The following is a 22346-nucleotide window of genomic DNA, read 5'->3' on the forward strand; positions in this document are numbered from 1 at the left end:
GGTGCGTTCGGCGTCATTGGTGAAGCGCGGTTCCGGGCACACCGGCCCGGACCAACCATGTGCGCGGGAATTCAGCGAAGCTTGCCCAATTCGAGCAGGACATTCGCGGCTGCGGTGATTCCGGCGTGGAACCGGGCGAGTTCGAAATTCTCGTTGGGGCCGTGGTTGTGCTCGTCGACGTTGGCGAGCGGGATTCCGTAACAGGGCAGGCCGAGGCCGTCGGACAGCGCGGCGATCGGCAGGCTGCCGCCCATCGCGGGCACGAGCACCGCCGGACGGCCCGCAGCCGCGCTGACCGCGTCGGCGATCACCGCGGTGTAAGGCGATTCCGGCAGCGTCCGAGACGCTTCCATCCGCCCGCCCGGCACGTGCAGTTCGGCGTGCGGAAGGTGTTCGGCAAGGTGCGCGCGTAAGGCTTCGATGACCGTCGAGGCGCGCTGGCCGCCGACCGTCCGGATGTCGCAGCGGGCGACCGCGACGGCCGGAATGACCGTGCGGTGGTCCCCTTCGTCCAAACAGGACAGTGAGTTGATGCTGAAGGTGGGCAAAGCCAGGCGGTCGTTGAAACCGACGCCGTCCGGCACGTCCATCCGGTCCAGCCCGACCTCGGCGAGCGCGGCGGGAACGTCGACCGGGAGCGCGTCCAGCGCGTCCCGTTCCGACGGGCTCAGCGGCACCATGCCGTCGGAGATTCCCTTGACCAGCACCTCGCCTTCGGGCGAGCGCATCGTCGACAGCAGCCACACCAGTTCCCACGCCGGATTCGGCGCGACCCCGCCCCAGTTCCCCGAATGCAGCGCGGCCGGGGCGCCGTGCACCCGGATCTCGAACCGGACGGCACCACGTACGCCGAGACTGACCGTCGGCTCGCCGCTGTCGTGCACCGGACCGTCGCTCCACAGCACCAGATCCGCGTCCCACTCGTCGCGCAGACCGGCGAGCGCGGATTCCAGGTTCGGGCTGCCGATTTCTTCCTCGCCGTCGAGCAGGACGGTCACGCTGCACGGCAGTTCGCCGGTCTCGGCGAGCGCGCGCAAGGCAAGCAGTTGCGCGAGGTGCTGCCCCTTGTTGTCCCCCGTGCCGCGCCCGTACATCCGGCCGTCCCGGACGCTCGCCTCGAACGGCGGGCTTTCCCAGGCCGCGAGCGGTCCGGCGGGCTGGACGTCGTAATGGCCGTAGATCACCACGTGCAGCGATCCGGGCGGCCCGTCGGCGCGGCCCACCACCAACGGCCAGCCGCCGGTCTCGACCCGCCGCGCTTCGAGCCCGCTGCGCCGCAGCAACTCGCACGCGAACTCCGCCGCCTCCGCCATGCCCTCGCCGGTGGCGCTCACGCTCGGGACGGCGATCCACTCGGCCAGCTCCGCCTCGTGCCGCTCCCGGTACTGCTCGACGTACGACTCGATGCGGCGCACCCGACCTCCAGTGATTTCACTTTCTGATATCGATGCCATCGAAGCAAATCGGCTAAGCTGCTGTCAATGGACGACCGTCTCCCGCGCCAAGCGACCGCCGACGACCTCCGCGCGCTCGCACACCCGCTGAGCTGGCGGATTCTGCGGCTGTGCCTGGATTCCGCGTGGACGAACCAGCAACTGGCGAAGCGGCTGCAGGAGTCGCCGGCGACCGTCCTGCGCCGGGTCCACGCACTCGCCGAAGCCGGTTTCCTGGTCGCCGAACCGGCCCGCCGGAGCGACCTCGGTGCCTGGGAACGCCCCTACCGGACGACGCGGCGGACCTGGCACCTCGACCTCGACCAAGCAGGCGATCCGGCACTGACCGCACGCGTCGAACTGGCGACCCTGGACGCCCACCGAGCCGAAATGCTCGAAGCCGACCCCACGTCGATCCAGCAAACCCGCCGCGGCGTGGTCCGGCTGAGCGACGAGGCCGCGGCCGAACTGCAGTCGCGATTGGACGCACTGCTGGACGAGTTCGTCGCGCGCGAGGAACCGGCCGGGCGAAGGCATTCGTTCCTGTGGAGCGTGGTCGAACGCCCCGGAGAGCCGGACATCGCCGAAGACTGAGGCACACGTCACATCCTTTTTGTCTGATTACCGGGCTCCCCCGCGCAGCCATGCTTCAGCTCCGAAACGCATTCGACTGTGAGGAGCTGGCATGACCGGCAGCGAAACCTTTCCGATGGCGCGGGCGGCTGGATGCCCCTTCGGCCCCGCGCCTGGATTGACGGCGCGGCCACCGGTGTCACGGGTACGACTGTGGGACGGCAGCGAGCCCTGGCTGATCACCCGGTATGCTGATGTCCGTGCGGTGCTTGCGGATCCGCGCGTCAGCGTCGATGTCGCGCAGCCTGGTTTTCCGCACACCAACGCGGTCAGCAAGGCGCGAGACGCGCGGATGAAGACGCTGATGCAGATGGATCCGCCGGAGCACACCGTTCAGCGGCGGATGCTCGCCTCGGAATTCACCGTCCGGAAAATGGCGGCGTTGCGGCCGCGTATTCAAGAGTTGGTGGACGACCTTCTTGACGGAATGCTCGCGGGCCCGAATCCGGCCGATTTGGTCGAGGCGTTCGCGATGCCGCTGCCTTCGCTGGTGATCTGCGAACTGCTCGGCGTCCCATACGCGGATCGTGACTTCTTTCAAGGAGTGGCTCGCACGCTCGTCATGGACGATCCGGATCCGACACGCGCTGTGGCGGCCAGCGAAGAGCTGAATGCGTATCTGGAAGACCTCGTCGCCGCGAAATCCGCCGGGCCGGGCTTGCTGGGCAAACTGGCTCTCGCGATGACCCCGCGCGAGATCGCGGTGCTGGGGCAGCTTCTGTTGGTGGCGGGTCACGACACCACCGCGGCCATGATCGCGTTAGGCACAGCCGTGTTGTTGACGCATCCGGAGCAGTTCCACGATTCGGCGGATCCGGTAGAGGAACTGTTGCGCTACTTGTCGATCACGCACACCGAGGCGCGTCGCGTCGCGTGGGCGGATCTTGAAATCGGCGGGCAGGTGATCCGCGCGGGCGAGGGCATCATCGCGGTGAAGAGCACCGCGAATCGGGATCCGCTGGCCTTTCCGGACCCCGATCGCTTCGACCTCCGCCGGTCCGCCCGGCATCACGTCGCGTTCGGTTACGGGCGGCACCTCTGCCTGGGTGCGCCGCTGGCGCGGGTGGAGTTGCAGGTCGCGTACTCGACGTTGCGGCGACGGGTGCCGACGCTGGCGCTGGCCGTGCCGCTGGATCGCTTGGAGTTCAAGGAGAACGCGATCTTCTACTCGGTGCGCGAACTGCCCGTCACGTGGGCGAGCACGTTGACCACGTTGCCGCCCGGATCCTCGACGAAAAACCGGCGCACGCCCCACGATTCGTCGGTCAACGGATAAACCACCCGCAGCCCGCGCCGGACCGACTCGGCGTGGGCTGCGTCGACTGCCTCGGGGGTGCCGAGATCAATGCCCCAGCGAGGGACGGGGTCGGTGCTTCCGGGCGGGAGGACGAGCACCTGCGCGGCCGGGTTGTCGCTGCTGCGGAGGCCGAGCGCGGGATGGTCCATGGCGACGTCGAGTCCGAGGACGTGGACGTAGAAGTCGCGGGTCGCGGCGTCGTCGGCGCCTTCGGAGTAGGCGATGATGCGGTTGATCACCCGGTGAGCGTCGCAGATCGCCGGGCGCGGGTCTTGGAGAAAGGGGAGCTAGCTGCCGGCGGAGTAGGCGATGCGGCGGTGCCGTCCGGGGCGTTGGACTCGCCAGTGCCGTCCGCGCGACGAGGACCGGCCGGAGTCGCGAGCCTCCAGCGCGACGTGACGCTCCGCGAACTGTTCGGCGGTGATGCTCATCAGAACGGGGTACTTGACCTCCCCGCGGAGCAACTCGGCGTCGCGGAGCCGGCCCTCTTCCCGGAAGCCCAACTCGCCGTGCAGCGCCAGCGAGGCGAAGTTGCTGCCGTTGACGCTCACCTCGCACGCCCGGTACCGGCACCGCTCGAACATGAACGCCAGCAGCAGCGCGACCGCGTCGGCGGCGTAACCGCAGCGGCGGTGCTGCGGGCCGATGCCGACGCCGTAGCTGAACCGGCCGGAGAACGGGTCCGTTTCGACCCACACGGAGCCGACCAGCGTCCGGTTGTGCAGGGTCTCGATCGCGAAGTGGAAGCCGTCCGGGGAGGAGTGCCCGCGGTGCGTCGCCCAGTGCCGGTAGCCGCCGACCTGCGGATCGCGCGCCCGGACCGAGTCCCGGTCGAATCCGGCGAGGGTGCGCTGGTCGCCGGGGCGGACCTCGCGCAGCCGCACCTTCCGTCCGACCTCGTCGACCCGCCACGGGGCGACGGCGCCGGACCCGGGCCGCCGAGACGCATTCGTGATCATCGGGAGTGATGGTACCGGGCCGCGCCCTGGTGCGTTCCAGAGAATCCCCCGTTCGGTTCCCGGCCTGGTTACTCGCCGCAGTTTCCCTTGGTGGGCAACGGTTTGTCCGGGTCGAACTGGCCCGGCGCCCGGCTCATCGAGGGACCGCCGTAGTCCGGGTCGCTGAACGCGGGCGCGAGGTCCTCGGGGTTGCCCGTGCGGCACGCGATGCTGGTGTAGAACCCGCCGCCGTCGCCGGTCCACAGCCCGCGGCTGCCCGGCGCCCACCGCGGGCCGCTGCGCAGGATGTAGTCGCGGTCGACCCGGACGAACGGTTCCAGATCGGCGGGGCCGTAGACGACGCGGCTGCCCGGGTCGAAGGCATAGGCCACCACGTAGGAGACGTGCACCGTCAGCTCGCCGGATGCGCCGGGGCGGACGGTCATCTTCCCCGTCATCCGCGGCGGCACGGGAAGCAGGTGGTAGCCCTCGGCGAAGTAGGTCACGTAGCCCTGGACGTGGGCTTCCAGGTCCTTGCGCGCGTCCGGGGCGAAGAGGCCGACGTACCCGGACGGATGCCGACCGACCTGGGTGTCCGGGTCGAACTGCGCGATCTCGACCGCGTGCTTGACCTGTTCCTGCGCCTCGCCCACCTGCTTCGCGGAGTACGAGCCGACCTTCGCCGGGGCCGGGATCTTCAGCCCGGCGATGCCCTCGGGCCAGTTCTGCGCCGGGGTGTCGAGGAACGGCCGGGTCAGGTCGACGTGCCCGGAGTCCGGGAGATCGGTCGGCGCGGGCGCGGTGGTGGTGGTCAGCGCGGGTGCGGCGGGAGTGCTCCCGGCGACCTCCTCCGCGCGCGTCCCCTGCTTCCACAGGTAGAACCCCGCCGCCGCGACGACGATCACCACCGCGCCCCAGATGGCGGCCAGCCTGCGCCGACGCGCGCGGCGGCGGCCGCGGCGCAGGCCGGTCCAGGCTTCCTTCTCGGCGTGCCGCTGCCAATCCGGGTCCATCAGGTCCGGATGGCTCTCGATGTCGTGCTCGTCCACGTGCCCCGCCTGTCTCGTCGATCTCGCATCGAAAGATCGACAACCGCGAGCAGGCGTTACGAGCGGCCGGGCTTCGCAATCATTTCGGAATCCAAGCGGGGTTAAATCAATTTGCACGGAATGTCGGCATTCTCGTCGAGATGATACGAAGCGCACACGCGGTGGTAACCGTCCGCGATCACCAGGTCGTCGGCCGTCTCGAACCCGGGGTGGCCGTGCCCGCGGACGAGCAGGACCGGCGAGAGCGCTTTGCCGTCCTTGACCTTCTCGAGGTCCTTCGCGACGTGCGCGTTGTCCTCCGGGAGAAGCTTCAGCCTGCTGGCCCGGAGGATGTCCTTCGCTTTGCGGTGCGTTAGTTTCGCGTCTTTCAGCTGATCGACCAGACGAGTCGCGATGTCCTCGGGTGCGACCAGGGTGAGATAGTCGAATGCCGCCGGATAATCGTGCTCGTCCGGTTCGTCTTTCCAGTGTTCCTTCACGACGCCTCCCTCGATTCGACGGGAGCCATTGTCGTCCGGTCGCGGGCGGGCGGACCAGGTCCGAAGCGGTACGCGTCAGCGGCGGATCAGCCCTTGCGCCTTCCCCGCCGCCACCGCAGCGGTCCGGGAATCCACGCCGAGCTTCGTGTAAATGTGCACCAGATGCGATTTCACCGTCGCCTGGCTCAGAAACAGCCGCTTGCTGATCTCCAGGTTCGACAATCCGTCCGCGACCAGACCCAGCACCTCGATTTCCCGCGGCGACAACGCGGCCGCCGGGGTGCGCATGCGGTTCATCAGCCGGTGCGCGACCGCGGGAGCCAACACGGTCTGTCCGGTGGCGGCGTTGCGCACCGCGGCGGCGAGGTCTTCCGGCGGGGCGTCCTTCAACAAGTATCCGGTCGCGCCTGCTTCGATCGCGGCGAGGATGTCGCCGTCGGTGTCGTACGTCGTCAGGACCAGCACTTTCGGCGCGTCGGCCGCCGCAGTAATCGCCGCGGTTGCTTCGGAGCCGTGCATTCCGGAGCCGAATTGGAGGTCCATCAGCACGACGTCCACGCCTGCCGCCAGCCGCACGGCCTCTTCGGCGGAGGACGCTTCGGCGACGACTTCCAGGTCCGGTTCGGTTTCCAGGACGGCGCGCAATCCGGCCCGGACGACGGGGTGGTCGTCGGCCAGCAGGAGGCGGATCATCGCGGGTCCACGGGGAAGCTCACGGCCAGCGCGGTGCCGTTGCCGGGCGACGATTCCACCGTCCACGAGCCGCCGAGGGAGCGGGCGCGGGCCCGCATCGCGGGCAGGCCGAAGCCGCTGCCGCCGCGCACTTCCTGCGGGTCGAAGCCGATGCCGTCGTCCACGGCGTCCAGGGTGATGCTCGTGTCCATGTAACTCAAGGTCAGCTCGGCGCGGCCGGCCGCCGCGTGCCGGACGGTGTTGGCCAGCGCCGACTGGGCGATCCGCAGCAAGGCGACCTCGTACGCGGTCGGCACGTCGAACGGGGTGCCGCTGAGGTGAAAGTGGACAGTCAGGCCGGAACGCTGTTGCGTGGTCGCGCACAGGCGTTCCAGGGCTGCGGGCAAGGACGCACCTTCCAGTTCCACCGGGGCCAGTGCGTAGACGAGGCGGCGGGCTTCGGTGAGGTTGTCCTGGGCGGCTTGCCGGGCTTGCGTGACGTGCGGGACCGCGGCGTCGGGACGGTCCGGGAGCGCGCGTTCGGCGGCACGGAGCAGCAGGTGGATGCTCGAAAGGCCCTGCGCGAGGGTGTCGTGGATTTCCCGCGCGAGGCGTTCCCGTTCGGCCAGCACGCCCGCGGAGTGTTCCATCGCGGCGAGGTCGTTGCGGGTCTCGCGGAGCTCCTCGATGAGCTGCCGCCGTTGCTCGCTTTCGCGGTAGAGCACCTGATAGCCGAGCACGGTGGCGATCGCGACCGCCGCCCCGAGCGCCGGGCCGATGATCACACCGACGCTGAATCCGCCTTGGTGGCGCGTGAAACCGGCGATCGCCAGCACCGTGGTCAGCGCGACGACGGCCGGGCCCCAGCGCGTCGGCAGCAGGTGCATTTGCAGGAAGTACAGCGGGAAAGCCAGCCACACCCCGTCGGGCGTGAGCCACAGCAGCACGAGCCACGCGACGCCCAATACGGCCAGCCACCCCGCCGTCGCGCCCGGCAACCGGCCGACGCGAGGCAGCAGCGGGCCCGCGGTGTAGACGCCGCCCATCACCAACGCGCCCGCCAGCACCGCGGGCGCGTGCGGCACCCCGTCGGCGAACGCGCGCGCGACAGCGAGCACCAGCAGCCCGGCGAGCAGGAGGTGCAGGCAGACGCGCAGCACGCGCAACGGCCGGTCGAGGGTGTGCGGGTTCACGAAAGCGGCTACCTCCCCCGCCGATTGTCCGGGTCCCGGCCGGAATCCGCATCAATCGAAAGGTTGAGCGGCGAGTGCACCCATCGATTCCCGGGAGACCGTCCGCGGCGCGATGTCCTCGCTCCCCGGCCGGACGAGGGTGGGAAGCACACCGAGAAGGAAGGGACGCACATGTTCGTCGCGTGGCGGGATCTGCGCTTCGCCAAGGGGCGGTTCGCGTTGATGGGAACCGTCGTCGTGCTGATGACGTTGCTGGTCGGGCTGTTGTCCGGGCTGACCGCGGGGCTGGCCGCGCAGAGCACGTCCGCGATCACCGGGTTGAAGGCCGACCACCTGGTCTTCGCCGAGCCCGGCAGCGGATCGCTCTCATTCGGACAGTCCACAGTGACCCGTGCGCAAGCCGAGCAGTACGCCCGGGTCCCGGGAGTGACCAGCGCGGAGCCGATCGCGATCAGCACGGCCAGCGCGGCGGTCGGCGAGCGCACCGCGACCTTGGCGGCGTTCGGAGTCCAAACCCAGAGCCCGGGCACCGCGGTGCTGTCCACCGATGCGGCTGACGCGTTGAAGGCCCGCGAAGGCGACCAGCTCACCTTGCAAGGCCAGAAAGTCACCGTGTCCGCCGTCTCCGGGGACGCGTCCTACAGCCATCTCCCGGTGGTGTGGACGCACCTAGCCGGTCCAAACGCGACAGTGCTCGCGCTGACGACCGGCCCGTCCACCGATCTCGCCGCCGCGGACGCCCGCCTCGGCACCCGGACCGTCACGAAGGACGACGCGTTGTCCGCGATCGGTTCCTACTCGGCGGAAAACGGCTCGCTCCAGCTCATGCGCGGCTTCCTGTTCGTGATCTCCGCGCTGGTGATCGGCGCGTTCTTCACCGTGTGGACGATCCAGCGCAGCCGCGACATCGCGGTGCTGAAAGCGCTCGGCGCGACCACGAAGTACCTGCTGCGGGACGCGCTCGGCCAGGTCGTCGTGCTGCTGGTCGGCGGGACCGCGCTCGGCACCGCGCTCGCCGCCGCGCTCGGAGCGATCGCGTCCGGGACGGTGCCGTTCGTGCTCAGCGCGGGCACCTTGCTCGGCCCGGCCGCGGTGCTGGTGGTCCTCGGGGTGCTCGGCGCCGCGCTCGCCGTCCGCCGCATCACCTCCGTCGACCCGCTGACCGCCCTCACCTCCGGAGCGCACTGATGAGCCTGCACCTGTCCGGCATCACCCTCACCTACCCCGACGGCGATTCCCGCCTCACCGCACTCGACCAGGTCGACCTCCAGGTGCCCGCCGGGAGCGTCGCCGCGGTGGTCGGGCCGTCCGGGTCCGGCAAATCGAGCCTGCTGGCCGTCGCCGCGACGCTCATCCGGCCCGACCGCGGCCGGGTGGCCGTCGGCGGCGTCGACACCACTGATCTGGACCGCGCCGCGCTGGCGGAACTGCGGCGCACCAAGATCGGGATCGTGTTCCAGCAACCGAATCTGCTCGCGTCGCTCACCGCGGCGGAACAGCTGGAAGTCATGGCGCACCTGAGCGGAACGCCGCGCCGCGAGGCGGCGAAACGGGCGGCGGAGTTGCTCGACGCCGTCGGGCTGGCCGATCGCGCGACGCACCGGCCGGGCCGTCTTTCCGGCGGACAGCAGCAACGGGTCAACATCGCGCGCGCCTTGATGAACGAACCCGCCGTGCTGCTGGTCGACGAACCGACGAGCGCGCTGGACCAGGACCGCGGCGCGGCGGTGATCGATCTGCTCACTACGATCACGCATCAACAGGCGACGGCAACCGTGCTGGTCACCCACGACCGCTCCCACCTCGAAGGGGTCGACTCGGTGCACGAGGTCGTCGACGGACGGATCCACCAGCCGGCCCGGGCCGGCGCCGAGGAGAACCGATGACGAAGAAGATCTACTGGGCCGCCGCGATCTACACGATCCTCGGCCTGCTCGGCGGGCTGTACTACCGCGAGCTGACCAAGGCGGAGCACTTCACCGGCGAAACCCAGCTGTCCATTGTGCACACTCACCTGCTCGCGCTCGGGACGCTCGTGTTCCTGATCGTCCTGGTGCTGGACAAGGTGTTCACGCTGTCGGCGACGAGGTCGTTCGCGCCGTTCTTCTGGATTTACCACGCCGGGATGCTCGTCACGGTCAGCGGAATGGTCGTGCACGGCACGCTCACCGTGCTGGGCAAGGAATCCGGCGCGGCGATCGCCGGGATCGCCGGGCTGGGGCACATTCTGCTGACGGTCGCGTTCGTCCTGTTGTTCGTCGGTCTCCACGGCCGCATTTGGAAGCCCGCCGAGTCGAAGGCGTGACGTGAGGGGAACCCTCAGGGAATCAGAGTCCCTGAGGGTTCCCCTCACGTACTTACTGGCGGCGGAAAGTGAGAGCCGCGAGGATGGCGCCAACCAGCGCGATCCCCGCTGAGCCGACGAACGCGACCGAGTAGCCGTTCGTCAACGCCGCCGGGTCGCCGAGCGCGCCCGCGCCGGAGGCAGCCGCCAGTGCGGTCATCACGGCCAGCCCCAGCGCCGACCCCACCTGGTAGCCGGTGTTCACGATCCCCGACGCGAGGCCGCCTTCCTCAGGTCGAGCCGCGGAAATCGCCGTGCCGAGCGACGGGATGAACGCCAGCGACATCCCCAGCGCCGCGACGAGCGACGCGGGCAGGACGTCCACCCAGAAGCTGCCGTCCGCGCGCACCAGCGCGAGCGAGCCCAGCCCGGCCGCCAGCAGCAGCAACCCGGCGACGATGGGCGGCTTCGGGCCGAACTTGCCGATCACCCGCGGGGCGAGGGCGATCATCCCCAGCATGATCAGCGCGGTCATCGGCAGCAGCGCCGCACCGGCCGGGAAGGCGCGGAAGCCGAGCACCTGCTGCAGGTAGAGGTTCAGGAAGAACCACATCGGAATCCACGCCGCGCCAAGGAAAACCTGCGCCAGGTTCGCCGCGCCGAGCCGCGGGGCGCGGAAGACCGACAGCCGCATCAGCGGAGTGCGGGCTTTCGCCTGCCGGACCACGAAAACCGCGAGCAGCGCGAGACCGGCACCGAGCGCGATCCACGTTGCTGCCCAGCCCGCTTCCGGAGCGCGGACGATTCCGTACACCAGGGTCCCCAGGCCGAGCGTGACGGTCAGTGCGCCAAAAACGTCCACGGTGCCACGGGTTCCGGCCGCCCCGCCGGGGAGTACGGCGCGGGTGGCGAACAGCGCGAGCACCGCGATGGGCACGTTGAGGTAGAACACCCACGGCCACGACAGGTACTCGGTGATCACTCCGCCGAGGAACACCCCAGCGGTACCGCCGGCCGGAGCCGCCGCGCCGTACAGCGCAAGGGCTTTCGTGAGTTCCTTTGGATTGCTGCCGAAGAGCATCATCAGCAACGTCAGCGCGGACGGGGCGATGAGCGCGGCTCCCGCGCCCTGCACGATCCGGCCGGCGAGTTCGATCGGCACGTTCCCGGCGGCCCCGGCGAGCACCGAACCGGCCAAGAGAATCGCCCATCCGGCGGCGAAAAGCCTTCTGGCGCCGAACAAATCCGACAGCCGCCCGCCGAGCAGCAGCAGGCCGCCGAAGGCGATCACGTAAGCGTTGAAGACCCAGGACAACGTGCTGGGCGTGAAGCCGAGGGCGTCGCGCATGCGCGGCAGGGCGACGCCGATGATCGAGGTGTCCATGATCACCATGAACTGGGCAAGGGCGATCAGTCCGAGCGCCCACCAGCGGAGGGTGTTCGGCCGGGTTTCCGGGGCAGCAGTCATCGTCTTTCGCTTTCTCTTCAAGGGGAACGGCAGCACGGCATGCGGCTGCTCAGGCGGCGTCGAGGACGAAGGCGGCGGTGCGCACGACGCCCTCGGCCTGGAAGTCGAGGTACAGCAGGTAGCGACCGGTCGTCGGAGCCTCGGCGTGGAACCGGATGTCCGGACCGGGTTTCCCGTCGTCGAGCGCGTGGATGTGCAGGTAGGCGAGGTCGCCCTGACGCAGCGCGACCAGGTGCCCGAACGACCCCAGGTACGGCTCCAGATCGGTGACCGGCTGTCCGTCGCGGGTCACGCGCGCGGTCAGCATCGTTCCGGTGCCAGCCGCTAGCGCGCCTTCGAGAGTCACCTCGTAGCCGTCGACCTCGCTCACCGCGATCGGTTCCGCCGCCAGCGGCTGGTAGTCACCGGCGACCTCGACCGTCCGCGACAGCGTCACGCTCTCGCCGCCCGCCGGGGTCAGGTCGGTGAAGACGCGGTAGGTGCCTGCCGCGTCCCACGTCCACGGGATCGTCCAGACTCCGGTTTCCGAGTCGAGCACCGGATGACGGTGCCGGAAATGCGCGCCGTCGCTGCGGACCACGATCAGGTGCAACTGCTTGCCGTGCGCCTCCTCGTACTTGGTTACCGGTTTTCCGCCGGCAGTGGCGACGGTGAACGAAAGCTCGCCGTCCTCCCCCGCTCGAACCGGGGCGCGCACTGCGCCGAGCTGGACCTCGCCTGTCGAAAGTGCGGTGCCGTTGACGTTCATCGGGCTCTCCTTCGCTCGTTCTCGACGGCACGAACTTTATACCCCCTGGGGGTATTTGGAAGTGTGTCCTGGGTCTCCTTCCGGGCGACCCCGGCCCTTGTCTCGGGCTGAGACCGGCGTTACGCTTCGTCGACGGCGGTGCGCCCGCACCGTCCGTTCCGTTCGCTCTCGAGGAGGTGCGCGTGCTTCTGACTTCCGGACAGCTCGCCGACCTCCGTCAGCGCACGCGCCAGTCCGCTTGGAACAAGGGGCGCGTCGCGCACGGCTGGCCAACGCGGCGCTGAGCGGTCTCCGCTCGGTCACGCTCCGCGCACGGGATCGCTTTCCCGTTGCCGCTCCTCCCACGGTCCCCTGACCTGCGCCGACCCGGCGCGTCGGCGGCCGTGGCCCCAGCCGAGAAAAGACGAGAGGAACTCCGATGGTCGACCCCGAGGTGACCGTCAACGGGAAACGCACCGCGATCGGCGCCGTTCCCGTGCACACCACGGCACTGGACTGGCTCCGCGGACAGGGCCTGACCAGTTGCAAGGAGGGCTGCGCCGAAGGCGAATGCGGCGCGTGCGCGATCCTGGTCGCGCGGCCGGGCGTCGAATCCCCGACGGACCTGGTCGCGATCAACGCGTGCCTCGCCCCGGTCGGATCGCTGGACGGGCAGGAAGTGTGGACGGCCGAGGGTCTCGGGTCCACTGAGGACTTGCACCCGGTGCAGCACGAAATGGCCGTGCGCGGCGGATCCCAGTGCGGGTACTGCACTCCCGGGTTCGTCTGCAGCATGGCGGCCGAGTACTACCGCGGCGACCGCGCCGCGACCGGCGACGAGCACGCGCCGAACGGCTTCGACATCCACGCGCTGAGCGGAAACCTCTGCCGCTGCACCGGATACCGGCCGATCCGCGACGCCGCGCACGCGCTCGGCGCTCCCCCGGCCGAGGATCCGCTGGCGCAGCGCCGCACCTGCCGCGCGCCGGAACCCGTTGCGACGCGACTGCACGACGACGGACGGGATTACCTCCGCCCGGCCAGCTGGGCCGAAGCACTGCAACTGCGCCACGACCGTCCTAACGCGACCTTCGTGGCCGGGTCGACGGACTGGGGCGTCGAGGTGAACATCCGCGGCGTCCGGGCGGACTGCGTCGTCGCCATCGACCGCGTGCCGGAACTGCAGGTGCTGGACGTCGGCGCGGACACGATCGAAATCGGGGCCGGGCTGAGCCTCACCGAAATGGACCGCCGCCTCGACGGCCGGGTGCCGCTGCTGAGCCAGCTGATCCCGCAGTTCGCGTCGCGACTAATCCGCAACACCGCGACACTCGGCGGAAACCTCGGCACCGGTTCGCCCATCGGCGACTCCGCACCGGTGTTGCTCGCCCTGGGCGCAAGCGTCGTGTTGTCCTCTGTGGACGGAGAGCGCGAAGTGCCGCTCGACGAGTACTTCACCGGATACCGGCAGAGTGTGCGACGGCAAGACGAACTGATCCGGTCCGTGCGGATTCCCTTGCCAATGGCCGGAACCACCGCGTTCCACAAGGTCGCCAAGCGGCGGTTCGACGACATCTCCAGCGTCGCCGTCGCGTTCGCGCTCGACATCGAGGACGGTCTCGTGCGCACCGCGCAGATCGGCCTCGGCGGGGTCGCCGCGACCCCGATTCGCGCCAAAGACACCGAAGCGGCACTCGTCGGACAGTCCTGGAACGAGGAAACCGTCCGCGCCGCGGCGGAAATCCTGCGCGGCGAGGGCACGCCGATGGACGACCATCGCGCGAGTGCCGCCTACCGCGCCGCGACGCTGGGCCGCAGCCTGCTGAAACTTCACGCCGACTCTCTTGAGGGAGCACGAGCATGAGCGCACTTTCTGAACGCCCGGAAAGCCCGTCCATCGGGATCGCCCGTCCGCACGAAGCCGCCGCCGCGCACGTCCGGGGCACCGCGCTGTACACCGACGACCTTGTCGCCCGCACGAAAGACGTCCTGCACGCATACCCCGTGCAGGTAGCGGAGGCGCACGCGAAGGTGCTCGCGATCCGCACCGAGGCAGCGGAAGCCGTACCCGGCGTGGTCCGCGTCCTCACCGCGGCGGATGTCCCTGGCGTCAACGATTCCGGCGTGCACCACGACGAACCGCTGTTCCCTTCCGAGGTCATGTTCTACGGCCATGCGGTGGCCTGGGTGCTCGGCGAGACGCTGGAAGCGGCGCGGCTGGGCGCGGCGGCCGTCGAGGTGGACACCGAAGCGCTGCCGTCGCTGGTGACCGTCGCCGACGCGATCGCCGCGGGCAGTTTCCAGGGCGAGCCGCGAGTGGTGGCGCGCGGCGACGTCGACCCGGCGATGGCCAGTTCAGCGCACGTTTTCCGCGGCGAATTCGACTTCGCCGGACAGGAGCACTTCTACCTGGAAACCCAGTGCGCGCTGGCGCACGTCGACGAGTCCGACCAGGTTTTCGTGCAGAGCAGCACCCAGCATCCGTCGGAAACGCAGGACATCGTGGCGCACGTGCTGGGCAAGCACAGCCACGAGGTCACCGTGCAGAGCCTGCGGATGGGCGGCGGGTTCGGCGGCAAGGAATGGCAGCCGCACGGGTACGCCGCCGTCGCCGCGCTCGGCGCGACGCTCACCGGACGTCCGGTGCGGCTGCGGCTCAGCCGCACCCAGGACATGACGATGACCGGCAAACGGCACGGTTTCCGCGCCGAATGGAGCGTCGGCTTCGATTCCGACGGCAAGCTGCAGGCGTTGGACGTCGTGCTGACCGCGGACGGCGGCTGGAGCCTCGACCTGTCCGAACCGGTGCTCGCCCGCGCGCTGTGCCACGTCGACAACGCGTACTGGATCCCGCACGTCCGCGCGCTGGGGCGGATCGCGAAGACGAACAAGACGTCGCAGACCGCGTTCCGCGGCTTCGGCGGGCCGCAGGGCATGCTGGTGATCGAGGACATCCTCGGCCGCTGCGCGCCGTTGCTCGGCATCGACCCGGCTGAACTGCGGCGGCGCAACTTCTACTCCGAAGGCCAGGAGACTCCGTACGGCATGCCGGTGCGGCACCCGGAACGCATCCACCGGATCTGGCAGCAGCTGCTGGACTCGGGCGACGCCGAAAAGCGGCAGGCCGAGATCGCGGCGTACAACGCGAAGCACGCGCATTCCAAGCGCGGCCTCGCGATCACGCCGGTGAAGTTCGGGATTTCGTTCAACCTCACCGCGTTCAACCAGGCCGGCGCGCTGGTGCACGTCTACAAGGACGGCTCGGTGCTGATCAACCACGGCGGCACCGAAATGGGCCAGGGCCTGCACACGAAGATGCTGCAGGTGGCCGCGACCGCGCTGGGCGTGCCGCCGGAAAAGGTGCGGCTGGCCCCGACCCGGACGGACAAGGTGCCGAACACCTCGGCCACCGCGGCGAGTTCGGGCGCGGACCTCAACGGCGGCGCGGTCAAGAACGCCTGCGAGCAGATCCGCGACCGGCTGCTCGCCGTCGCGGCGGGCAAGCTCGGCGTGCCCGAAAGCGACGTCCGGATCGTCCGCGGCGCCGCGCGCACCCCGTCCGGTGAGGAGATCGGCTGGGACGAACTCGTGCACGCGGCCTACTTCGACCGAGTGCACCTGTCGGCGGCCGGCTACTACCGGACCGAGGGTCTGAGCTGGGATTCCGCGACGATGAGCGGCACCCCGTTCAAGTACTTCGCCTACGGCGCGGCGCTGGCCGAGGTCGAGGTGGACGACTTCACCGGCGCGTACCGGACGCGGCGGGTCGACATCGTGCACGACGTCGGCGACAGCCTGTCCCCGCTGATCGACATCGGCCAGATCGAGGGCGGGTTCGTGCAGGGCATGGGCTGGCTGACCCTGGAGGACCTGCGCTGGGACGAGTCCGACCGGCCCTCTCGCGGACGGCTCGCGACCCAGGCGGCGAGCACGTACAAGCTGCCGAGTTTGTCGGAGATGCCGGAGGTCTTCAACGTCACGCTGCTGACCAACGCCGCCGAAGAAGGCGCGGTCTACGGGTCCAAGGCAGTCGGTGAGCCGCCGTTGATGCTGGCCTTCGCGGTGCGGGAAGCGTTGCGGCAGGCGGTCTCCGCGTTCGGCGAGCCCGGGCACAGCGTCGACCTCGCTTCCCCGGCGACGCCGGAGGCCGTGTTCTGGGCGATCGACCGTGCCGTCACCGCCGCTCCGGTGGTCGAGGAGCAGGTACCGGATCTGGTGGGCCAGCCGTGAACTGGCTCAGCGCGGTCCAGCACCTGCGGGACGCGGGGCTGCCGGGCGTGCTCGTCACCGTGACGTCCTCGCGCGGGCACACCCCGCGCGAGGGCGGCGCGAAAATGGTGGTCGGCTCGTCGGAAACGCACGGCACGATCGGCGGCGGCAACGCCGAGGCGGTCGCGATCGAGCGGGCCCGGGAGCTGCTGCGGGACAACGCGACCGCGCCGGTGCTGCAAACGCTTTCGTTGTCCGACAAGGCTCCTTACCAGCACGGCGTGCAATGCTGCGGAGGGACGATGACGCTGTTGTTCGAACCGCTTCCGGTGCGTCCGGCGGTGGCGGTCTTCGGGGTCGGGCACGTCGGTCTCGAGCTGGCGCGGGTGCTCGCCCGGCACGAGGTTTCGCTGCACCTGATCGACAGCCGACCCGCGCAGCTCACTGCGGAACGGCTGGCGGTGCTCGACGACGCCGTGGCCAGCGTGCACGTCCACCAGGTCCCGCTGCTGCCGGAAACGGTGCTGTCGGAACTGCCCGCGGGCACGCACGTGCTGATCATGACGCACGACCACGCCGAGGACATCGCGCTGTGCGACGCGGCTCTGCGCAGCGGCACCTGCGGGTCGATCGGGCTGATCGGGTCCGCCGGGAAGTGGTCGCGATTCCGGAAGCGGCTGACCGACCTCGGGCACGACGAGGCGGCGCTGTCCCGGATCACGACGCCGATCGGGCTTCCGGACCTGACTGGGAAGGAACCGGCGGTGATCGCGGTGAGCGTCGCGGCTTCGTTGCTGCAGAAATTCCAGGCGCGCGTCCAGCCGGGAGCACTGAAGGCGTAAATCGCTTGCCTGCCCCCGGGAGCACGACTGGGATACGGGGAGACACCGTCAGCTCCTGGGGGCCTCCTGCAATGGAAATCCGGCGCAACAACGACTACGAGCTCTTCTTCAGCACCGTGCAGGCCGCGTTCGGCCGGTACTGGCCCGCCTCGGCGGGCAGCGGGATCCTGGGCGCTTTCGAGAGCGAACGGAGCTTGATCGCCCACGCGCCGGACGGGAAACCGGTCGGCACCACCGGCGCGTACTCCTTCGACCTCACGCTTCCGGGCGACGTCCTCGCCTCCGCCGCCGGCGTGACCGCCGTCGGTGTGCTGCCGACGCACCGGCGGCAGGGCGTGCTCCGCGCGATGATGCAGGAACACCTCGCCGACGTCCGTGCTCGCGGGGAGTTCCTGTCGGTCCTGCTCTGCTCCGAAGCGGTGATCTACCGGCGATTCGGCTACGGACCGGCCACCTACACGGAACAGATGACCGTCGAACGGCACCGCTCCGGTTTCGGCGCCCCACGTGGCGGTACGCCGGTCGCGACCGGCTCCGTCGAGCTACTGCGGCGCGTCGACTGCGGTGAGCTGCTGGAAGAGATCTACGACCGCTACCGCCGCACCCAGCCCGGCGCGTTGTCGCGACCGCACCGCTGGTGGGCGCTGGGCGCGGGACATCCGCCAACCGGCCCGGAGCCGCGATACCTCGCCGTGCACCGCGACGCGGACGGCACTGCTGACGGGTACGCGAGCTACCTGGTCAACGACGCCGTTCTGACCGTCGACGAGGTCATCGCCGTCGACGACGCGGCCTTCACCTCGCTCACCCAGTACCTGCTGGGGCACGATCTGGTGAAGAAGATCGACTTCAAGCACCTCCCGCCGGGGAACCCGCTGCGCTGGCAGCTGGCGGACCTGCGCGCGGGCGAGCCCACCACGACGGACTGGCTCTGGGTGCGTTTGCTGGACATCCCGCGCGCCCTGACCAGCCGTGGTTGGTTCACGGACGGGTCGCTGGTGCTCGACGTGACTGATCCGTTCCTGGCGGAGGACGGCCGGTACCGGCTCACGGTGCGCGACGGGAAGGCGGAGTGCGTGCGGACGGATCTCGCGCCGGACTTGTCGCTGGATGTGAGCGATCTCGGGTCGATTTATCTCGGCGGGACCTTGCCGAGTGTGCTGGTGCGGGCTGGGCATGTTCAGGCGCACCACGGAGACGCGGCCGGGGCGGCGGACGCGCTGTTCCGATCCGACCGCGCACCCCACTGCGTGCACTGGTTCTAAACCAGCACCTCCGCCGCCAACCGGCGCGCGTACGCCGCGTCGAGGCCGTCCGGACGACCCCCGCGCCGGACCTGTCGCTGGGCGAGAGCGATCTGCCCCGGCGGGACCTTGCCTAGTGTGCTGGTGCGGGCTGGGCATGTTCAGGCGCACCACGGAGACGCGGCCGGGGCGGCGGACGCGCTGTTCCGATCCGACCGCGCACCCCACTGCGTGCACTGGTTCTAAGCCAGCACCTCAGCCGCCAACCGGCGCGCGTACGCCGCGTCGAGGCCGTCCGGGCGGAACAGGATTCGGTACATGATCGGGGCCACCACCCGGTCCATCACCGTCTCCGCCGCCGGTGCGGCCTCGCCCCGGGCCACCGCCCTGGCCAGCACGACTTCCACCTGGTCGACGGCGTACGCCGAGCACTGTCCGGCGTTGCTGCCGTCCGGATCGCCGAGCAGCGCGTCGCGGATGTAGGCGCGGCCCGCCGGCGAGGACATTTCGTCCAGGAACAGTTCGGTCCACGCCGTCAGGTCCTCCGCCAGCGAACCGTGGTCCTCCGGCGGGGCTTCCGGGCGCAGCCGCTCGACCGCGACGTCCGACAGGAGTTCCTGCAGGTCGCCCCAGCGCCGGTAGATCGTCGACGGCGTGACGCCCGCGCGGGCGGCGACCTGCGGCACGGTCAGCGCGTCCCGGCCCGATTCGGCGATCAGGTCGCGGACGGCGGCGTGCACCGATTCCTGGACTCGCGCACTGCGCCCGCCCGGGCGCACCATCCGCTTCTGGCTCACCGTGCCACTGTAAGCCGCGCCCGTTCCAGTGCGTGTCCGGTCCGCAGCAGCACGGACTCGCCATGCGGCCGGGCAAGGAGTTGCAGCCCGATCGGCATCCCGTCGGGATCGTCGCCGATCGGGAGCGTCAAGGCAGGCACGCCGGTGATGTTCGCCGGGGCCGAGAGCCGGATGTACGCGTCCGAGACTGTTTCGACGCTCCCGTCCGACCAGGTGACGGTCTCCTGTCCGGCGGGAACAGCGGTCGTCGGGACGGTCGGTGCGGCCAGGACGTCGATCTTGTCGAACATCCGCGTCCATTCCTGGCGCATGAGGGTGCGGGCGCGCTGGGCACGCAGGTAGTCCCCCGCGCTCATCAGCTCGCCGGCTTCGAGCAGCACGCGGACGTCGGCGGTGTACTGGTCGGGCACGCTGCGGATGCTTCGTTCGTGATACGCCGTGGCCTCGGGAACCATCAAGCCCCAGTGCGTCGCCTGGAGGTAGCGGGTCATCGGGATTTCGACGTCGACCAGCTCCGCGCCCAGTTCGACGAGGTGGTCGATCGCTTCGCGGACGGCGGTTTCCACGGCCGGGTCGAGGTGGTCGAAGTAGTAGTTGCCCGGTACTCCGACGCGGAGGCCGGTCAGGTCTTCGCCAAGGGAGAACGACTGTCCAATAAGGACGGACAGGACCAGCGCGGCGTCCTCGACGGTACGGGTGATCGGGCCGACATGGTCCAGCGACCAGGACACCGACGTCACGCCGTTCCGCGGAATGAGCCCGTAAGTCGGCTTGAGGCCAACCACGCCGTTCAGCGCGGCGGGGACCCGGATCGAGCCGCCGGTGTCGGTGCCGAGGGCGAAAGTCGCGGCACCCGCGGCGACGGCCACTGCCGAACCGCCGCTGGATCCTCCGGCGACGCGGGACGGGTTGCGCGCATTGTGCGTCTGCGGAGTCGTGAGGCCGTAAGCGAATTCGTGCGTGTGGGTTTTGCCGAGGAGGACCGTTCCAGCGGCCTTGAGCTGGGCCGCGACAGTGCTGTCCCGCTCGGCGCGATGTCCGGCGCGGACTTGGGAACTGGCGGTGGTCGCGGTTCCGGCGACGTCGATCAGGTCCTTCAACCCCATGGGGATGCCGTGCAGCGGGCCGCGGAGGTCGCCGAGTTCCGCGGCTTCCGCACGAGCCCGATCGGCGTCCACCGAGACGTACGCGTGCAGCCGGGGTTCTACCTCGTCGATGCGCGCCAGGACATCTTCGACCAGCTCCGTCGGCGACACCCGGCGGTCCCGGATCGCGGCGGAGGCTTCGGTGAGGGTGAGGTCAGCGAGCGACATGGCTCTCCTCCGCGAGGTAGAGGGAAGCCGGTGGGGTGTCGCCGAAATCCAGGTCGCGCAGGACAGTCACCACGGAGTGGATGTGGTTGGCGACGGCGGCGACGTCGGAATGCCGGGCGGCAGCCAGCGGCAATCCGGCTCGGGCGGCCAGGCTCGCCGCCTCCTCGGGGGTCAGGTCGGACACAAGGACTCCTAAAAGCTAAACATTTGCGTTAAGCGACAGTAGCGACTACCGTGGCTTAACGCAAACATGTTGCGTTAAGGAGGCGTTGCCCATGTCCTGGACCGTCGGCGAGATCGCTGTCCACCGGATCGACGAGATCGAATTCCCCGCCGCGACCGGGCCCTGGCTGCTTCCCGGCGCGACCGCGGAGGTCGTCTCGGGCGAGGACTGGCTGCGGCCGGACTTCGCCGACGGCGGCGCGATCCGCTTGCACAGCCACAGTTTCGCGTTCGAGAAGGACGGGATGAAAATCCTCGTGGACACCGGGATCGGCAACGGGAAGACCCGCGCCAACCCGGCGTGGCACGGTCTCGGCACCGGATACCTGGACGCGCTGGCCGCCGCCGGGTTCGCGCCGGACGAGGTGGACCTGGTGCTGCTCACCCACCTGCACGCCGACCACGTCGGCTGGAACACCCGCGAGCAGGACGGCGAGTGGGTGCCGACGTTCCCCTGCGCGCGGCATGTCACCGCGCGCGTCGAGCGGGAGTTCTGGGCGGGCTACGCGATGGACGAACCGCGGCGGCAGATGTTCGAGGATTCCGTGCTGCCGGTGGAACGCGCGGGTCTGCTGGACCTGGTCGACGTCCCGGCGGACGGAGTGGAAATCGTGTCCGGCGTGCGGTTGCTGCCGACGCCCGGCCACACGCCGGGGCACGTCTCGATCGAACTGCGCAGTGCCGGCGAGACCGCGCTCATCACCGGGGACGCGGTGCACCATCCGGTGCAGTTCGCGCACCCGGAGATCGGCGCGTCGGTGGACATCGACCCGGCGGAATCCGAGAAAACCCGCCGCCGCCTGCTCGCCGAACTGGCCGATTCGCGCGCGCTCGTACTGGGCACACACTTCACCCCGCCCACCGGCGGCCACCTGGTGCGGAACGGGGCCAGCTACCGGCTCGTGGAAAAGCCGTGAAGGACTCCTTGGGGGAATCTGATTCCCTCAAGGAGTCCTTCACGGACCTCAGGACAGGTAGGTCGGCAGGCCGGCGACGGCTTCGCTGATCGCCCCGTCGAAGGCGTCGGCCAGCGAGTCCGGGGAGATTTCCGTGCTGTACACGACGATCGACCGGCCTGGCTCGATCTCCAGGACGTCCACCGTGCCGAGGTGATCGGTGACGGGGAGATCGCCGCCGGTCACCCGGTACTGCAGCCGTCGCCGGGCCGGGTCATGAGTGACGACGGCCTCTTCCAGGACCGAACCGTCCCCCAGCACCACGGTGCGGTGCCGGGTGTCGCCGGTGGAGGACTTCATCGAGGGGAACCAGTCGGCGACCGCCGCGGGATCGCCGATCACCTGCCAGACCGCGTCGGCGGGGGCGTCGATCAGGACATGGGAGCGCAGGGCGGCCATCAGCTGTCCGAGAAAAGCTTGCCCGCGCGCGCCCAGTTCGCGGTGTCGACGTCGGTGAACACGATGCCGACCGATTCCGGGGCGCAGTCGCCGATCCGGCAGATCTCGCGGGTCAGCACCTCGGCCAGCTCGCGCTTCTGCTCGGTGGTGCGACCGGGGAACCAGTCGATCTGGACGTGCGGCATGGGAAC

The 22346-nt window shown here is 69.8% G+C and carries 24 protein-coding genes; 10 read left to right on the plus strand and 14 right to left on the minus strand.

Annotation, left to right across the window (positions count from 1 at the left end):
- Positions 1–71: 71 nt before the first annotated feature.
- Positions 72–1415, minus strand: coding sequence for a M20/M25/M40 family metallo-hydrolase (locus tag FKO37_RS34975; RefSeq protein ID WP_238607297.1), 1344 nt, complete (start codon positions 1413–1415; stop codon positions 72–74).
- Positions 1416–1481: 66 nt separating this feature from the next.
- On the opposite strand from FKO37_RS34975, the gene FKO37_RS34980 reads away from it, so the two are divergent.
- Together FKO37_RS34980 and FKO37_RS34985 are read left to right on the plus strand one after the other, a co-directional pair.
- Complete coding sequence (locus FKO37_RS34980) at positions 1482–2027, plus strand: winged helix-turn-helix domain-containing protein (RefSeq protein WP_205669959.1); 546 nt, start codon at positions 1482–1484, stop codon at positions 2025–2027.
- 91 nt (positions 2028–2118) lie between these two features.
- Positions 2119–3342, plus strand: a complete 1224-nt coding sequence (locus FKO37_RS34985; RefSeq protein WP_238607298.1) for a cytochrome P450 — start codon at positions 2119–2121, stop codon at positions 3340–3342.
- Here the strand turns inward: FKO37_RS34985 and FKO37_RS34990 are convergent.
- From FKO37_RS34990 to FKO37_RS35015, 6 genes are all read right to left on the minus strand, one after another.
- On the minus strand, positions 3231–3602 hold the full coding sequence (locus FKO37_RS34990; protein WP_238607299.1) for a VOC family protein: 372 nt from the start codon (positions 3600–3602) through the stop codon (positions 3231–3233). The genes FKO37_RS34985 and FKO37_RS34990 overlap by 112 nt on opposite strands.
- A gap of 48 nt (positions 3603–3650) precedes the next feature.
- Entirely contained in the window at positions 3651–4247 is a 597-nt protein-coding gene (locus tag FKO37_RS34995) for a GNAT family N-acetyltransferase (protein WP_037815060.1), read from the minus strand.
- A gap of 143 nt (positions 4248–4390) precedes the next feature.
- Positions 4391–5350 carry a hypothetical protein gene (locus FKO37_RS35000; protein WP_037814897.1) on the minus strand — a complete coding sequence of 320 codons (960 nt, stop codon included), beginning with the start codon at positions 5348–5350 and terminating at the stop codon, positions 4391–4393.
- Between the two features lie 101 nt (positions 5351–5451).
- Positions 5452–5829 (minus strand): hypothetical protein, encoded by a 378-nt coding sequence (locus FKO37_RS35005; protein WP_238607300.1) that lies wholly within the window; start codon positions 5827–5829, stop codon positions 5452–5454.
- A gap of 75 nt (positions 5830–5904) precedes the next feature.
- Positions 5905–6522 (minus strand): response regulator transcription factor, encoded by a 618-nt coding sequence (locus FKO37_RS35010; protein WP_134663545.1) that lies wholly within the window; start codon positions 6520–6522, stop codon positions 5905–5907.
- Entirely contained in the window at positions 6519–7694 is a 1176-nt protein-coding gene (locus FKO37_RS35015; protein WP_238607301.1) for a sensor histidine kinase, read from the minus strand. Before FKO37_RS35015 ends, FKO37_RS35010 begins: the two co-directional genes overlap by 4 nt.
- Before the next feature lie 171 nt (positions 7695–7865).
- Between FKO37_RS35015 and FKO37_RS35020 the strand changes: the two genes are divergently transcribed.
- From FKO37_RS35020 to FKO37_RS35030, 3 genes are read left to right on the plus strand one after another with little or no spacing between them, the layout of a single operon-like run.
- Complete coding sequence (locus tag FKO37_RS35020) at positions 7866–8882, plus strand: ABC transporter permease (protein WP_238607302.1); 1017 nt, start codon at positions 7866–7868, stop codon at positions 8880–8882.
- On the plus strand, positions 8882–9580 hold the full coding sequence (locus FKO37_RS35025) for an ABC transporter ATP-binding protein (protein ID WP_238607303.1): 699 nt from the start codon (positions 8882–8884) through the stop codon (positions 9578–9580). The genes FKO37_RS35020 and FKO37_RS35025 overlap by 1 nt, the downstream gene beginning before the upstream one ends.
- A complete protein-coding gene (locus tag FKO37_RS35030) occupies positions 9577–9999 on the plus strand; it encodes a DUF2871 domain-containing protein (protein WP_238607304.1) in 423 nt (140 codons plus the stop codon). Before FKO37_RS35025 ends, FKO37_RS35030 begins: the two co-directional genes overlap by 4 nt.
- Before the next feature lie 52 nt (positions 10000–10051).
- On the opposite strand, the gene FKO37_RS35035 is transcribed toward FKO37_RS35030, so the two are convergent.
- Both FKO37_RS35035 and FKO37_RS35040 read right to left on the minus strand, forming a co-directional pair.
- The gene (locus FKO37_RS35035; protein WP_238607305.1) at positions 10052–11446 is read right to left on the minus strand and encodes an MFS transporter; all 1395 of its coding nucleotides are present in this window, start codon (positions 11444–11446) and stop codon (positions 10052–10054) included.
- 49 nt (positions 11447–11495) lie between these two features.
- A complete protein-coding gene (locus FKO37_RS35040; RefSeq protein ID WP_037815059.1) occupies positions 11496–12194 on the minus strand; it encodes a hypothetical protein in 699 nt (232 codons plus the stop codon).
- 418 nt (positions 12195–12612) lie between these two features.
- On the opposite strand from FKO37_RS35040, the gene FKO37_RS35045 reads away from it, so the two are divergent.
- From FKO37_RS35045 to FKO37_RS35060, 4 genes are all read left to right on the plus strand, one after another.
- Positions 12613–14037, plus strand: coding sequence for a xanthine dehydrogenase small subunit (locus FKO37_RS35045; protein ID WP_037814866.1), 1425 nt, complete (start codon positions 12613–12615; stop codon positions 14035–14037).
- Positions 14034–16403: a xanthine dehydrogenase molybdopterin binding subunit gene (gene xdhB / locus FKO37_RS35050; protein WP_238607306.1), complete on the plus strand. Its 2370-nt coding sequence runs from the start codon at positions 14034–14036 to the stop codon at positions 16401–16403. Before FKO37_RS35045 ends, xdhB begins: the two co-directional genes overlap by 4 nt.
- Positions 16400–17224, plus strand: a complete 825-nt coding sequence (gene xdhC / locus FKO37_RS35055; RefSeq protein WP_037814861.1) for a xanthine dehydrogenase accessory protein XdhC — start codon at positions 16400–16402, stop codon at positions 17222–17224. The genes xdhB and xdhC overlap by 4 nt, the downstream gene beginning before the upstream one ends.
- Before the next feature lie 71 nt (positions 17225–17295).
- On the plus strand, positions 17296–18489 hold the full coding sequence (locus tag FKO37_RS35060) for a GNAT family N-acetyltransferase (RefSeq protein ID WP_238607307.1): 1194 nt from the start codon (positions 17296–17298) through the stop codon (positions 18487–18489).
- A gap of 221 nt (positions 18490–18710) precedes the next feature.
- Here the strand turns inward: FKO37_RS35060 and FKO37_RS35065 are convergent, their stop codons facing one another.
- From FKO37_RS35065 to FKO37_RS35075, 3 genes are read right to left on the minus strand one after another with little or no spacing between them, the layout of a single operon-like run.
- Positions 18711–19265, minus strand: a complete 555-nt coding sequence (locus tag FKO37_RS35065; protein WP_037814857.1) for a TetR/AcrR family transcriptional regulator — start codon at positions 19263–19265, stop codon at positions 18711–18713.
- Positions 19262–20578, minus strand: coding sequence for an amidase (locus FKO37_RS35070; protein WP_238607308.1), 1317 nt, complete (start codon positions 20576–20578; stop codon positions 19262–19264). Before FKO37_RS35070 ends, FKO37_RS35065 begins: the two co-directional genes overlap by 4 nt.
- Positions 20565–20762, minus strand: a complete 198-nt coding sequence (locus FKO37_RS35075) for a hypothetical protein (protein ID WP_238607309.1) — start codon at positions 20760–20762, stop codon at positions 20565–20567. Before FKO37_RS35075 ends, FKO37_RS35070 begins: the two co-directional genes overlap by 14 nt.
- A gap of 91 nt (positions 20763–20853) precedes the next feature.
- Here FKO37_RS35075 and FKO37_RS35080 point away from each other — a divergent pair, with 91 nt between their 5' ends.
- Positions 20854–21717 carry an MBL fold metallo-hydrolase gene (locus FKO37_RS35080; protein WP_238607310.1) on the plus strand — a complete coding sequence of 288 codons (864 nt, stop codon included), beginning with the start codon at positions 20854–20856 and terminating at the stop codon, positions 21715–21717.
- 48 nt (positions 21718–21765) lie between these two features.
- Here the strand turns inward: FKO37_RS35080 and FKO37_RS35085 are convergent, their stop codons facing one another.
- Together FKO37_RS35085 and FKO37_RS35090 are read right to left on the minus strand one after the other, a co-directional pair.
- A complete protein-coding gene (locus tag FKO37_RS35085; RefSeq protein WP_238607311.1) occupies positions 21766–22155 on the minus strand; it encodes an SRPBCC family protein in 390 nt (129 codons plus the stop codon).
- Positions 22155–22340 (minus strand): tautomerase family protein, encoded by a 186-nt coding sequence (locus FKO37_RS35090; protein ID WP_043840203.1) that lies wholly within the window; start codon positions 22338–22340, stop codon positions 22155–22157. The genes FKO37_RS35085 and FKO37_RS35090 overlap by 1 nt, the downstream gene beginning before the upstream one ends.
- Positions 22341–22346: the final 6 nt, after the last annotated feature.

The sequence above is a fragment of the Amycolatopsis sp. Poz14 genome, from assembly GCF_006704225.1.
GTDB classification, from domain to species: Bacteria; Actinomycetota; Actinomycetes; order Mycobacteriales; family Pseudonocardiaceae; genus Amycolatopsis; species Amycolatopsis nivea.